10 protein-coding genes are annotated in these 13,399 nt (G+C 71.6%); 8 read left to right on the top strand and 2 right to left on the bottom strand.

The annotated features are described in order from the left end of the window. Positions 1-8: 8 nt before the first annotated feature. The 6 genes from ispG to SALPAC4_RS0116215 all read left to right on the top strand — a co-directional run bounded on the left by ispG (position 9) and on the right by SALPAC4_RS0116215 (position 5,385). The gene (gene ispG, locus SALPAC4_RS0116190) at positions 9-1,181 is read left to right on the top strand and encodes a flavodoxin-dependent (E)-4-hydroxy-3-methylbut-2-enyl-diphosphate synthase (RefSeq protein ID WP_018733602.1); all 1,173 of its coding nucleotides are present in this window, start codon (positions 9-11) and stop codon (positions 1,179-1,181) included. Positions 1,182-1,286: 105 nt separating this feature from the next. Further along, positions 1,287-2,126 carry a GNAT family N-acetyltransferase gene (locus SALPAC4_RS0116195; RefSeq protein ID WP_019871206.1) on the top strand — a complete coding sequence of 280 codons (840 nt, stop codon included), beginning with the start codon at positions 1,287-1,289 and terminating at the stop codon, positions 2,124-2,126. 275 nt (positions 2,127-2,401) lie between these two features. Next, a complete protein-coding gene (locus tag SALPAC4_RS0116200) occupies positions 2,402-2,947 on the top strand; it encodes an RNA polymerase sigma factor (protein WP_223874869.1) in 546 nt (181 codons plus the stop codon). Beyond that, positions 2,944-3,942 carry a hypothetical protein gene (locus tag SALPAC4_RS0116205; RefSeq protein WP_019871208.1) on the top strand — a complete coding sequence of 333 codons (999 nt, stop codon included), beginning with the start codon at positions 2,944-2,946 and terminating at the stop codon, positions 3,940-3,942. Before SALPAC4_RS0116200 ends, SALPAC4_RS0116205 begins: the two co-directional genes overlap by 4 nt. A gap of 121 nt (positions 3,943-4,063) precedes the next feature. Further along, the gene (locus tag SALPAC4_RS0116210) at positions 4,064-4,711 is read left to right on the top strand and encodes a maleylpyruvate isomerase family mycothiol-dependent enzyme (protein ID WP_019871209.1); all 648 of its coding nucleotides are present in this window, start codon (positions 4,064-4,066) and stop codon (positions 4,709-4,711) included. 122 nt (positions 4,712-4,833) lie between these two features. Next, the gene (locus SALPAC4_RS0116215) at positions 4,834-5,385 is read left to right on the top strand and encodes a DinB family protein (protein WP_027644424.1); all 552 of its coding nucleotides are present in this window, start codon (positions 4,834-4,836) and stop codon (positions 5,383-5,385) included. Between the two features lie 121 nt (positions 5,386-5,506). On the opposite strand, the gene SALPAC4_RS0116220 is transcribed toward SALPAC4_RS0116215, so the two are convergent. Beyond that, a complete protein-coding gene (locus SALPAC4_RS0116220) occupies positions 5,507-6,097 on the bottom strand; it encodes a hypothetical protein (protein WP_019871211.1) in 591 nt (196 codons plus the stop codon). Positions 6,098-6,646: 549 nt separating this feature from the next. On the opposite strand from SALPAC4_RS0116220, the gene SALPAC4_RS0116225 reads away from it, so the two are divergent. After that, the gene (locus tag SALPAC4_RS0116225) at positions 6,647-10,357 is read left to right on the top strand and encodes an ABC transporter ATP-binding protein (protein WP_019871212.1); all 3,711 of its coding nucleotides are present in this window, start codon (positions 6,647-6,649) and stop codon (positions 10,355-10,357) included. Between the two features lie 96 nt (positions 10,358-10,453). On the opposite strand, the gene SALPAC4_RS0116230 is transcribed toward SALPAC4_RS0116225, so the two are convergent. Next, on the bottom strand, positions 10,454-11,761 hold the full coding sequence (locus SALPAC4_RS0116230) for a dicarboxylate/amino acid:cation symporter (protein WP_019871213.1): 1,308 nt from the start codon (positions 11,759-11,761) through the stop codon (positions 10,454-10,456). A gap of 313 nt (positions 11,762-12,074) precedes the next feature. Between SALPAC4_RS0116230 and pcaF the strand changes: the two genes are divergently transcribed. After that, the gene (gene pcaF, locus SALPAC4_RS0116240) at positions 12,075-13,280 is read left to right on the top strand and encodes a 3-oxoadipyl-CoA thiolase (protein ID WP_019871214.1); all 1,206 of its coding nucleotides are present in this window, start codon (positions 12,075-12,077) and stop codon (positions 13,278-13,280) included. The last annotated feature ends 119 nt before the right edge of the window (positions 13,281-13,399 follow it).

The following is a 13,399-nucleotide window of genomic DNA, read 5'->3' on the forward strand; positions in this document are numbered from 1 at the left end:
TGCCTGAAGTGACCGCTGTCAGTCTCGGTATCCCCGCCGTACCGCCGCCGCCGCTCGCGCCCCGTCGCGTGAGCCGCAAGATCATGGTCGGTTCGGTGCCGGTCGGTGGGGGCGCACCGGTGTCGGTGCAGTCGATGACCACCACGCTCACCGCCGACGTGAACGCCACGCTCCAGCAGATCGCCGAGCTGACCGCCGCCGGCTGCCAGATCGTCCGGGTCGCCGTACCCAGCCAGGACGACGTCGAGGCGTTGCCGGCGATCGCCCGCAAGTCACAGCTCCCGGTGATCGCCGACATCCACTTCCAGCCCCGGTACGTCTTCGCCGCGATCGAGGCGGGCTGCGCGGCGGTACGGGTGAACCCGGGTAACATCCGGCAGTTCGACGACAAGGTCAAGGAGATCGCGAAGGCCGCCGGTGACGCGGGCGTACCGATCCGGATCGGCGTGAACGCCGGTTCGCTGGACAAGCGGCTGTTGGCCAAGCACGGCAAGGCGACCGCGGAGGCGCTGGTCGAGTCGGCGCTGTGGGAGTGCTCGCTCTTCGAGGAGCACGGCTTCCGGGACATCAAGATCTCGGTGAAGCACAACGACCCGGTGGTGATGGTCCGCGCCTACCGGCAGCTCGCCGAGGCGTGCGACTACCCACTACACCTCGGGGTCACCGAGGCCGGGCCGGCGTTCCAGGGCACGATCAAGTCGGCCGTGGCCTTCGGCGCGCTGCTCGCCGAGGGGATCGGGGACACCATCCGGGTGTCGCTCTCCGCCCCACCGGTGGAGGAGATCAAGGTCGGCGCCGCGATCCTGGAGTCACTCGGCCTGCGCGAGCGCGGTCTGGAGATCGTCTCCTGCCCGTCCTGCGGCCGGGCCCAGGTCGACGTGTACAAGCTCGCCGAGGAGGTCACCGCCGGCCTGGAGGGGCTGCCGGTGCCGCTGCGGGTCGCCGTGATGGGCTGTGTCGTCAACGGGCCCGGTGAGGCCCGGGAGGCCGATCTGGGGGTGGCCTCCGGCAACGGCAAGGGCCAGATCTTCGTCAAGGGCCAGGTCATCAAGACCGTCCCGGAGGGGCAGATCGTGGAGACCCTCATCGAGGAGGCGCTCCGCCTCGCCGAGGAGATGGGCGCCGAGCTCCCCGAGGAGCTGCGGAGCCTGGCCGGCGGCGCCACCGTGACCGTGCACTGACCCATTCGGGTGGGATCGGCTGGGCTCGGGCCGTTCCCCGGCAGCCGGCCGGCGAGTAGGCCGGTCGGCCAACGCCGACTCCGCCGATCTGGCAGGCTGAAACCTGTGCTGACGACGCCGGTACGGCAACTCGGGGAATCGGAGCGTCGCGCAGTCGAGCAGCTGCTCGACCTCGACCCGTACGCGGGCGCACAGGTCGCCGAGCGGGTCGCCGCGCGCGGGCTCGGCTGGTGGCGGTCCGAGGGACGGGTCCTCGGCTACGGCCCCCGTCGAAGCCTGGAATCTGTCTGCTGGCTGGGCGGCAACCTCACCCCGGTGCTCGCGACCGAGCCCGCCGTCGCCGCCTACGCCGACCTACTCGCCGGGCAGGAGCGGCTCTGCTCGTCGATCGTCGGCCGGGCCGACGCGGTGCTCGGCCTCTGGGAGCGGCTCGCCTCGACCTGGGGCCCGGCCCGTGATGTCCGCCCCAACCAGCCGTTGCTCGCCACCGACACCGTGCCCGCCGTGGCCCCGGACCCGCAAGTGCGCCATGTACGCCGTGGCGAGGTGGACCGGCTCTTTCCAGCCGCCGTGGCCATGTACACCGAGGAGGTCGGTGTCTCGCCGCTGTCCGAGGACGCCGGCCGTGGCTACTACCGTCGGGTCCAGGACCTGGTTCGGGCCGGTCGGGCGTACGTCCGGTTCGTTGACGGCGAGGTCGTCTTCAAAGCCGAGCTGGCGGTGGTGACCCGGCGTACCGCCCAGGTGCAGGGGGTCTGGGTGGCCCCCGAGTGGCGGGGCCGGGGGATCGCTGCTGCGGCGATGGCCGCCGTCGTCCGGGACGCGCTGCACCGCTGCGCGCCCACGGTGAGCCTCTACGTCAACGACTTCAACCAGGCCGCCCGGCGGGTCTACGAGCGCTGCGGCTTCCGCCCGGTGGGCACCTTGGCCACCGTCTTGTTCTGAGCGAGAGTCAGCCGCAACGCCGTGGCTCGCGGCTCGTGGCTCGCGGCGGCCATCGTGAACCCCGGGACGGCTTTCGGGCATGAGGAAGTGTGACCACCAAACCAGGGTTGCGAACCCGTCAACGTGAACCGGGGAGCCCTGCGGCTGCCAGACCCTCGCCCGCCGACGGCCCCCCAGCCGACCATGTCCCCGAACGGGTGCTGGACGGTTCCGCGGTCGACCAACTCCCCGAGGGAGCGCTCGACGGTTCTCCGGTCGACCAGCCCCCCGACGAGGTGCTGATCCAGCAGTCCCTGCTGGTCGCGGAGCGGTTCGGGCCGCTGTTCGATCGGCACGCCAGCGCCGTGCACCGGTATCTGGCCCGCCGGATCGGGTCGGACGCCGACGACCTGTTGGCCGAGACGTTCCTGATCGCGTTCCGGAGACGGGCAACGTACCGGAAACTGCACGTCAACGTACGCCCCTGGCTGTTCGGCATCGCCACCAACGTGCTGCGCCGACATGCGCGTCAGGAGAAGCGGCGGTACCGGGCCCTGGCCCGGGTCCCCGCTGATCCTGGCGGCGAGGCGCACGCCACCGACGATGCGCTCGGGCGGCTGGACGCCCAGTCACTGCGCCGGGACCTGGCCGCCGCGCTGGCCGCACTCAAGCGGGGCGACCGGGACGTCCTGCTTCTGTCCGCGTGGGCGGAGCTGTCGTACAACGAGATCGCGGCGGTGCTGAACATCCCCGTCGGCACCGTTCGCTCCCGTTTGAACCGGGCGCGACGGGTGACCCGTGCGGCCCTCAGCGTCACTGTCACCAGCGAGGAACGCGCATGAACGAGATCACTCTGCTCCAGCAACATGGTCCCGATTCGGCGCCGGCCACCGAGAGCGTGCTGGACTCTGCCCGGCACCGGCTGCTGACCGAGATCGCCGATGCGTCGACCGAACCCCGGCAACGGTGGGCGGGACTGCACCGCCAGCACGGCTTCCAGCGGGGCCGGCGACTGGCCATCACTGCCATCGCGGCCAGTGCGCTCTTCGTCTTCTCAGTGGTGGTCGGCGGTGTGATAACCGCCGAGCAGTCGTCGGACCGACCGCCGGTCGCTGTCTCACTCGTCGCGTTCGAGATGCCGGTCTTCCCGCTCGCCCTCGATCCGGTGCCGGCCGGTCTGCAAGCCCCGTCGTTCAGCCTCCACGACAGCCGCTTCGGCGCGGGGTACCAATATGTGGACGGGGAGAGTGGTGTTTCCCTGAGCGTTAGTGATTCGCGCCCACGCCCCGAGCTTGAGCTCGGCGAGGACATCAGACCGGTGCTGGTGCACGGCCAACGCGGTGAGTTGTGGAGGGATCATCCGCAGAACGGACCCCTCTTTGTGAAGGTGGCGTGGGAGCGGGAGCCCGGCCAGTGGGTGCAGGTCACGGGCGTGGGCCGGTTCGGCACCGAGGCCGCCGTCCTGGCCCTCGCGGACACGATCGTCGAGCGGCCACAGGAGGTGCCGTTGCAGGTCGGCCTCGCGCCGGCGGGCTGGGAGGTGTTCGCCTTCAAGGACGACCGGATCCTCACCCTGAAGGACGAGAACTCGGACGCCACGATGACAGTGCATTTGTCCGAGCGGACCTGGTCGGACCTACTGGGCACCGTTATGGGAGCCCGGGAGGTGAGCACGGTCCAGGTCAACGGTCGGGCGGCCCAACTCGTCCGGGCCGACGAGATCTGGTTCCTCCAGGTCCCGCTGCCCGACGGCTCGGCATTCAACCTGCAGGCGCCGCTCTTCATGACCCCGGAACAGGTCGTGGCCATCGGTGAGCAGGTGACCGTGCAGCGCTGACCCGCCGCCGGCCACCCCGCAGCTCGGGGTGGCCGGCGCTCACCACCTCCGCTTCGCCGACCGCCAGCGCCGACCGCCCAGCTCAGCCCGGAGTGTCAGCCCCTGCTGCTTGGGTGGCGGCATGAACAGCCGGCATGCCGCGGTGTGGACTGTCGTTCACCACGAGCGCGCGGCTCTTGTACGCAGCCTGGAGAGCCTGGGGCCCGAGCAGTGGGCTGCCCCGACCGCCTGCCCCGGGTGGGACGTCCACGACGTCGTGGCCCACCTGGTCGACACCGCGAAGACGACGCGGCTTCGCTTCGTCCGGGACATGGTCACCGCCCGCTTCGACTTCGACCGCCAGAACGCGGTGGGTCTCGCCCGCGAACGGTGCGCGGACCCGGTGGACACCCTCGCCGCCCTCCGCGCAGTCGTGACCCGTACCAGCACCCCACCGGCCGCGATCGTCACCCGCCTCGTCGAGGCGTTCGTGCACGGCGAGGACATCCGCCGGGCAGTTGGGCTCAGCGGCGAGTACCCGGTCGAGCAGGTGGCGGCGGCACTGACCTTCCAACTACGGACGACGGTGCAGCTGGGCGGTGGCAAGGAGCGCGCGAGTGGGCTGCGACTGGTTACCTCGGACGCTTCAGTAGACAGTGGAGTCGGATCCGAGGTGCGTGGGACGGCCCTCGCCCTCCTGCTCGCGGTCTCCGGTCGGCCGGTCGCATCCGACGAGCTCTCCGGGCCCGGGGCCGTGACCCTCATCGAGCGCGCCACCTCCGGACGATGACTCGAGCAGCGCCCGCGATCATGCCGAGCTGCCAGCGAGCGCTCGGCATCCCGGGGCTGGCCATTCCCGGCGGTCCGGCGGGCGCTGTTGCCCAGCCCCGGCCGGTCGAGCAGACTCCATTCATGGGTGATCAGTGGGAGGGGAAGGGCTTTGGCTGGCAGAACATGTTCGTCCCGCCCGCGCAGGACCCGCGGGACCAGGACACCGTCCACGGCGAGCGAGACGTACTCCTCCGCTACCTGAGTTTTCAGCGGCAGACGCTACGGCTCAAATGTGCGGGGCTGACATCGGAGCAGCTTGCGAGCCCCGTGGTTCCGCCTTCGGAGCTGACGCTGCTCGGGCTTGTCCGGCACCTGGCCGCGGTCGAGCACGGGTGGTTTCAGCGGGTGATGCAGGGCGACAGCGGTCCTCGCCCCTTCCGCCCCAACGGGGTGCACAGCGAGGAGTTCATCTTTCCGATGCCCACGGACTCCGACGTCGAGGGCGCATTCCAGGAATGGCAACGGCAGTGCGATGCCGCCGACGATTTCGTCGCGCGAACGGAGCTGGACGCCCGGGGAAAAGACGATGTGGAGCTACGTGAGGTCCTGGTCCACCTGATCGAGGAGTACGCCCGCCACCTGGGGCACGCCGACCTTCTTCGCGAGTGCATCGACGGGCGCAGGGGGCAGTAGTTAGCTGTCCAGGACATCCGGAGACGGCTGTTGGCCGGCACCCTGGTTCGGGTGCCGGCCAACAGTTTCTTTCCCCCTTGGCTGGTTCAGGTCTGTGGGCGGGGGTGGTTACGGGTGGTGGTCAGCTGGTCCAGTGCTCGGCGACGAGGTCGGCGGCCTGGGTCTCCCACTGGGCGTAGTGGAACGGGAACGCCGACACCTGCACCTTCTGCGCGGCCTCGGTCAACGGCAACTCCTGCCAACCCTCGACCTGCTTCAAACCGTTGAGGAAGGCGGTGGTGGAGTACTCGGGGTCGGTGATCTGCTCCACGCTGCCCCAACCAGAGGACGGGCGCTGCTGGAACAGGCCCTGCGAGTCGTGGTCGTTGCGCTCACCCAGGTGTCCCAGGTTCTCCAGCTTCGACTCCTGCAGGCTGGTGGCGATCGCCACCACGGCGGCCCGCTCGTCCATGCCGGCCTTCTTGGTGGCCTCGATGATGGCCTTCACGTTGCCGGTCTGCTCGTCACCCAGGTCGATGCGCGACTGCGTGCCCTGGGTGCCGTGCGGGATCAGCGTGCCGCTGTCCGGCTTGTCCGCCTGCACCACGCCAGCGGCAGCCGCGGCGGGGGTGGTGGTGTCGGTGAGGGTGTCCAGGGGGCCCGCGACGACACCGGCGGACAGGGCCAGACCAGCGAAACCAAGCACACTACGACGCAGAATCGTGTTCATCATGGGGGTTGCTCCATTCGGGGATCGACACCCCACACACACGCCCGAAAGGGGGTCAGGCGGCACAAGAAGGGGGTGCAAGCACCGTCCGGCGCTCAAAAGTAGCGGGAAGAGAAGATCCTCGGCGGCCGCGGGGCTCACAGGCACACGCACGGCGCCGGGTCCAGATGTAACGACCGGCCGGCCACCAGCATTCCCGGGGGCTCACCCCCCGGGAGGCATCCGCCACCGGCGGGGCACCTCCACGGCCGTACGCAAGGTGTAACGCCCCCACGCCCGCCGGGATTCCACCACCACCATGACCCCGACCACACCGCAAGTAGGCATCAATCGGATATCAGTGGCTCATGCTCTGAAGGGCCCCAGACGGCGCGTAAGTGATCCGTTCCGAAGGACTACCTACACCGGGCAGGGCTGCCGATCCGGTACTCGCAGTCAGCGCGGCTCGTGTTCCGACGAGGGCTCCGGTCGGCAGGGCCAAAATGCGTTGAGCGACGGGTCCCCGCCGGGTGAGGCTGGGCGTTCCAGCGCCGCTCGTCGTTAGGAATTCCCGTGCGTCTGCTCCGTGACCTGTGGGCTACCGCGCCTCTCCGCATGACGATCGTCGGCATCCTGGTCCTGCTCGGGGCAGGTGGTCAGGCCGCTGCCGCCGCGTTGGCCGGGCCGGTCCTGGTACACCGCTCCGTCGGTGCCTTCGCCCTACTCGCGGTGGCGCTGGTCGCCGCCGTGGTCAGTGCCCTCGTGGTCAATCTGGTGCTGGCGGGGGTGACCGCCGACTGGTCCGCTGCCGTCCGGCGCCGGCTCTGCCGGGTCGCCTTCGGGCAGGACCTGCCCACCTTGGAGGCGACCCCGGTCGGCGAGCTGCTGGACCGGATCGACGGCGACGTCTACGACGTCGCCGCCGGGGTCCGATCGCAGGGTATCCGCATCGCCCAGATGCTGACCGCGGGCCTGCTCTCCGCGGTCGTCGCACTGGGCGTCTGGTGGCCGGCCGGGCTGACCATGCTGCTGCTCGCCGGTGTCCTTGCCGTCGGTCTGCGCCGGCCCACCGCGCGCATTGTCCCAGCCCGGATGGCCGAGGAGGCGGCCTGGTCCGACCTGGCCGCGGTGATGGAGGAGGCCGTCCACGGCCAGGATGACGTGCGGACCAGCCTCGCCCAGCCGTACGTGCTGCGGCTCTGGGCCATCCGGGCGGCGGCCGTGCTCGCCCGGGCGATGCCGGTGTGGCGGATGTCGGCCCGGGTCACCACCACCGCGGTCGGTGTCACCGGCGTCGGGATCGCCGCGGTGGTGCTCACCGGAGCGTGGGCGCTGGCCAGCGGTCGGGTGGACGGCGCCCGGCTGACCGCCGTGTGGCTGCTCGCCGTCGCTTTCGGCGCGACCGTCGAGCACGTCAGCCAGCTGGTGCCGGAGCTACAGTACGCACTCGGTGCCTGGGGCCGCGTACGGCTGCTGGCGAGTTCCCCACAGGAGCCGGTGGGTGGGCTGGCCCCGGTTGACGGCGATTTGACGGTGCGGGGTCTGACCTTCCACTACCCGGTGGCCGAGGGCAGCCGCGGGCTGGCCCTGCGTGACATCCACCTGACCTTCACCCGGGGCCGTTCGTACGCCCTGGTCGGCCGGACCGGTTCGGGGAAGTCCACGCTGGCGAAGGTGCTCACCCGGGCGGTCGACGTGCCGGCCGGGACGGTCCTGCTCGGCGGCCGGGACCTGCGCGACATCGATGTCGAGAAGCTACGCCGCTGGGTGGCGGTGGTGCCACAGCGCACCGAGATCCTGGCCGGCACCCTTGCAGAGAACATCGCCCTCTTCGACCCGGACCTGCTCGACGCCGCCGCCGACGCCCTGCGCGAACTGGGACTCGACGGCTGGGCCACCGAACTCCCCGACGGGCTGCGGACCCGGCTTGGTGAGGGCGGGCACGTCCTCTCGGCCGGTCAGGAGCAACTGGTCGCGTTCGCCCGGATTCTGGTGCGCGACCCGCAGGTGGTGATCCTGGACGAGGCGACCGCCCGGCTCGATCCGGTCACCGAGGCGCGGGTGCAGGCGGCCACCGAACGGCTGCTGCACGACCGGATCGGCATCGTCATCGCGCACCGGCTCTCCTCGGTCCGGCACTGCGACGAGGTGGTGGTGCTGGCCGATGGCGCGGTACTGGAGGCCGGGCCGCTGCGGGAGTCGGGGCGTTTCGCTGAACTGCTGGCCATCAGTGACAACGCGACCAGTGCCGCCGTCATCAGCGACGCCGCGACCAGTGCCGCCGTCATCAGCGACGCCGTCACCCCGGACGTCACTCCCGCCGGCACCGGCCTCCACGCGCCCGTCCAGGTTGGCGTTGGCGTTGGCGTTGGCCCCGGCCCTGCCAGCGGTAGCGGCGTCGGCGCTGGGGTCGGGCTGCTGGACGGCCCGGAGCCGGAGGCCAGGCCCGAACTCGGCCCGGTCGCCGTACCGGCGAAGCCCACCTCGCCGCCCCCCGTGGACGTTTCGCCACCAGCTGTGGACCTCCCGCCATCCGCCGTGGACGGCTCGCCGACGGCCGGAGAATGCCGGCCGCCGGCTGGGGATACCTCGCCGCCAGCGGTGGCGTCCCTTGGCCGAACGCTGCGGGAGGTCTTCCGGCTGATCGGCAACGACCCACGGTATGGGCTGGCGGCCATGGCGCCCTTCGTGGTGCTGGTGTTGGTCGGCCTGGCCGGCCCGGTGCTGCCGTGGCTCTGGGCAGACGTGGTTGACGGCGTCGGTGAGCCGTGGCTGCCGGCGCTCGGCATCGCGGCCGGGCTGCTGGTCACGCTGCCCGTCCACTGGTACACGACGCTGTGGTTCCAGAACTGGTGGGTGCGGCAGATGCTGCGGATCAACCTCCGGCTGGTGCATGGGCAGACCGGGCCCCGCCGGGTCAGCGGCTACACCCCCGCCGAGGTGGTCGCCCAGGGCGGTGACACCGAACGGGTCGTGGAGCTCGCCGACAATATGGTGGACCAGTTCTTCGGCCTGGTTCTGGTGGTGGCGATGACCGTTATCTCCGGCAGCGTCGTACCCGGACTCTTCTTCCTCGGGACGATGGTGGTGTCCGCGCTGGTCGCCGCCTTGTTCGGCCCGGCCCTGGAGCGCGGCGCACGGGCGACGGTGACGGCGCGGGCCGCGTACGCGACCGCGCTGGTCTCCGGGCTCTCCGCCGCACGGACGGTGAAGCTGGCGGGCGCGACCGGGCCGGTGCTCGACCACCTCGCCGACCTGGACGCCATCCGCAGCGAGCGTCAGCGGCGGGAGATCGCCACCCAGGTGTGGTCCCGCTCCACCCCGTCGGTGGTCAGCGGGCTGCTACCGATCGGCGCGTGGGCGTTGTTCATGGCCGGTCTTCTGTCGGCCGGCGCGACCCTGGTCGCTGTCTCCACGCTCGTCGCGGCGCGCTGGATCGCCTGGACCGCGGCGTCGCTGCTCTCCCAGGTGCCGTCGGCTCGGGTTTGGACCCAGCGGACGGTGGTGATGACCGGGGCGCCGACGTACTCGACGGGGCTGCCCGGGGTCGACCCGGGGGCCGGTTCTGCTCCGGTGCCGCCGGCGCCGGCCCGGCACCCGCTGCGTCGGCTCGAGTTGGTCGGGTTCGGGGTCCGCCACCGGGACGGGGTGGCGGCGGTCCGCGATGTCGACCTGACGATCGAATGCGGCCAGCTCGTCCTGGTGGTCGGTCCGGTCGGGTCGGGCAAGTCGTCGCTGCTGCGGGCCCTCGCCGGGATCGTGCCGCACACCGGCCGGCTGCTGTGGAACGGCGTGCCGGTGACCGAGCCGGAGCTGTTTCTCCGCCCGCACCAGGTCGGCTACGTCGGTCAGCAGCCCCGGGTGCTCTCCGGGACGGTCGCCGACAACATCACCCTCGACTATCCGGTGGATGCCGCCGCGGCGGCATCCACCGCCCAGCTCGAGCCGGACCTGGCGGCCTCCGGGGCCGGTCTCGGGTTGGTCATCGGGCACAAGGGCACCCGACTCTCGGGCGGGCAGCTGCAGCGGCTCGCGCTGGCCCGTGCGCTCGCCCCGGGGAGCGAGCTGCTGGTCGCCGACGACGTCTCCTCCGCGTTGGATGTCACCACGGAGCTGGCGCTCTGGGCGGCGCTGCGACAGCACGGGGTCACCGTGCTGGGGTCGACCTCGAAACGGGCGGCGCTGCTCCGCGCCGACCACGTCCTGGTGTTGGAGGACGGGCGGGTGGCGGCCCAGGGCCATTGGGGTGAGCTGGCGGCCCGGTGGTCGCACCTGGCCGGTTGACGGGAGAGGCCCGGTGCTGGGCGCGGGTGCCGGCGAGTCGGTCGGGACCGACGCCGGCCCCGCCCCAGCAGTGGGGCGGGGCCGGGAGGGGGCAGCTCAGGCGGGGGCCAGGGCCGGCTCCTCGTGCTGGCCGGGCCGGGAGTCGCGCTCTGCCGGGTCCTCGTCAACCAGGCTCCGCCGGCCGGCCGAGTCGTACGCGGTCCGGTCCAGGGTGCCCTCCCGGGCCGCCACGATCGTCGGCACGAGGGCCTGCCCGGCGACGTTGGTCGCGGTGCGGACCATGTCCAGGATGGGGTCGATGGCCAGTAGCAGGCCCGCGCCGGCCAGTGGCAGGCCAAGTGTGCTCAGCGTCAGCGTGAGCATGACGATCGCGCCGGTGAGCCCGGCGGTCGCCGCCGAGCCGACCACGGAGACGAAGGCGATCAGCAGGTAGTCGGTGACGCCCAGCTCCACCCCGAAGACCTGCGCCACGAAGATCGCGGCCAGGGCCGGGTAGATCGCCGCGCAGCCGTCCATCTTCGTGGTGGCGCCGAACGGGACCGCGAACGAGGCGTACTCGCGGGGGACCCCCAGCCGCTCCACCGCGCGCTGGGTCACCGGCATGGTGCCGACCGAGGAGCGGGAGACGAAGGCCAGCTGGATCGCCGGTCCGGCGCCGGCGAAGAAGCGCAGCGGGTTGAGCCGGGCGGCGCCGAGCAGCAGCAGCGGGTAGACCACGAACAGCACGATCGCGCAGCCGACGTAGACGGCGGTGGTGAAGCGGGCCAGCGGGGCCAGCAGGTCCCAGCCGTAGGTGGCGACGGCGTTGCCGATCAGGCCCAGGGTCCCGATCGGGGCGAGCCGGATCACCCACCACAGCGCCTTCTGGACGATCGCCAGTAGGGCCCGGTTGAGTTCGACGAAGGGCTCGGCGGGCGAGCCGACCAGCAGGGCCGCCGCGCCGATGACGAGGGCGAGGAAGACGATCTGGAGAACGTTGCCCTCGACGAACGCGCCGACCGGGTTGGTCGGGACGAGGCCGGTGAGGAAGTCGGTCCAGGAGCCGGTCCTGGTCGGGGCGGTGGCGTCGGCCGTGTCCAGGGTGACCCCGCGGCCGGGGTTGCTGAGGAGCCCGAGGCCGATACCGACGCTGACCGCGATGAGCGCGGTGGCACCGAACCAGAGCAGCGTGCGGAGCGCCAGCCGGGCGGCGTTGGCCACGCCGCGCAGACTGACCACGCTGATCACGATGGCGGTGAAGACCAGGGGTGGCACGGCGAGTTTGAGCAGCTGGACGAAGAGGCCACCGACGATGTCGAGGCCGCTGGCCAGCCAGCTCAGCTCACCGGCCCGGGCGAGGTAGCCGAGGGCCACGCCGAGGGCGAGGCCGAGCAGGATCTGCACGGAGAAAGGGATCTTGCGCATGAAAGGTCCAAGTCTGGAAAACGAAAGGTACGGGCGGCGTCAGAGGTGCGGCCGCGCCGGACAGACACCGCTGGCCTGCAGTCGAAGGTCGACGTACAAGCGCACGGTGAGATTCCAGACGTTGGTCATTGCCGGACGACGATACACCGTTTTCCGTGGTTCGGGGGGCGGCTGGCCGGTGACCCTCCCCACCAGGGTGGCTCGGACACCTGCCACCCCGCTGGCCCGGGCGTCGATATCCTGACGCCGGAGCGTTGCCCGGATCCGGGTCCGCTCCACCCCCTCCGACCTTCCCACCCCCGAAGGATTCGCGATGACCGTGGCATATCTGGTGGCTGGTGTCCGTACCCCGATCGGGAGATACGGCGGGGCGCTCGCCGGCGTCCGCCCCGACGACCTGGCCGCGCACGTGATCCGGGAGCTGGTGACGCGGCACCCGACGGTGGACTGGGCCCGGACCGACGACGTGATCCTCGGCTGCGCGAACCAGGCCGGCGAGGACAACCGCAACGTGGCCCGGATGGCGGCGCTGCTCGGCGGGCTGCCCGAGCAGGTGCCCGGCAGTACGGTCAACCGGCTCTGCGGCTCCGGCCTGGACGCCCTCGCCCTCGCCGCCCGCTCCGTCATCGCCGGCGAGGCCGACCTGGTGCTTGCCGGCGGGGTGGAGAGCATGAGCCGGGCGCCGTTCGTGTTGCCCAAGGCCGAGACCGCGTTCTCCCGTAACGCGGAGGTCTACGACACCACCATCGGCTGGCGGTTGGTCAACCCGTTGCTGGAACAGGGGTGGGGCATCGACTCGATGCCGGAGACCGCGGAGAACGTGGCCGCCGAGTACGGCGTGGCGCGGGCCACCCAGGACGAGTTCGCGTACCGCTCCCAGCAGCGTGCGGCCAAGGCCCAGGCCGACGGTCGGCTCGCCGAGGAGATCGTGCCGGTGTCGGCGCCGGCCGGCCGGCGGGGGACCACGCTGGTCGAGGTCGACGAACATCCGCGGGAGACGTCGCTGGCGAAGCTGGCCGCGCTGCCCACCCCGTTCCGGGCGGGGGGCACGATCACGGCCGGCAACTCCTCCGGCGTCAACGACGGCGCGGTGGCGCTGCTGGTGGCCTCCGAGTCAGCACTCACGCGGTATGACCTGAACCCGTTGGCCCGGGTCGTCGGCGCCGCCGCGGCCGGTGTGCCGCCCCGGGTGATGGGCGTCGGCCCGGTGCCCGCCACCCGCCGGCTCCTCGACCGGCTCGGCCTGGCGGTGGGCGACCTGGACGTGGTCGAGCTGAACGAGGCGTTCGCCGCGCAGGCGGTGGCGGTCCTGCGGGAACTGGGCCTGCCGGTGGATGCCGAGCATGTCAACCCCAACGGGGGCGCGATCGCGTTGGGGCATCCGCTCGGCGCGAGTGGGGCCCGGCTGGCGCTGACCGCTGCCCTGGAGCTGCGGCGCCGCGGCGGCCGCCGGGCGCTGGCCACCATGTGTGTCGGGGTGGGTCAGGGCATCTCGCTGCTGTTGGAGTCGGCGGGGTGACCAGCGGCCCGCCCGCACCTTTCCGCCCGCATTGACGCACGCCTACAGTTGTGGGCACCTGATGATCCGCGGGGTCGGCCGGTGGCCTCCGCGTGTCCGCACGCGCCCTCGACACCGGT

Source organism: Salinispora oceanensis, from assembly GCF_000383575.1.
In the GTDB taxonomy this organism is placed as follows: Bacteria; Actinomycetota; Actinomycetes; order Mycobacteriales; family Micromonosporaceae; genus Micromonospora; species Micromonospora oceanensis.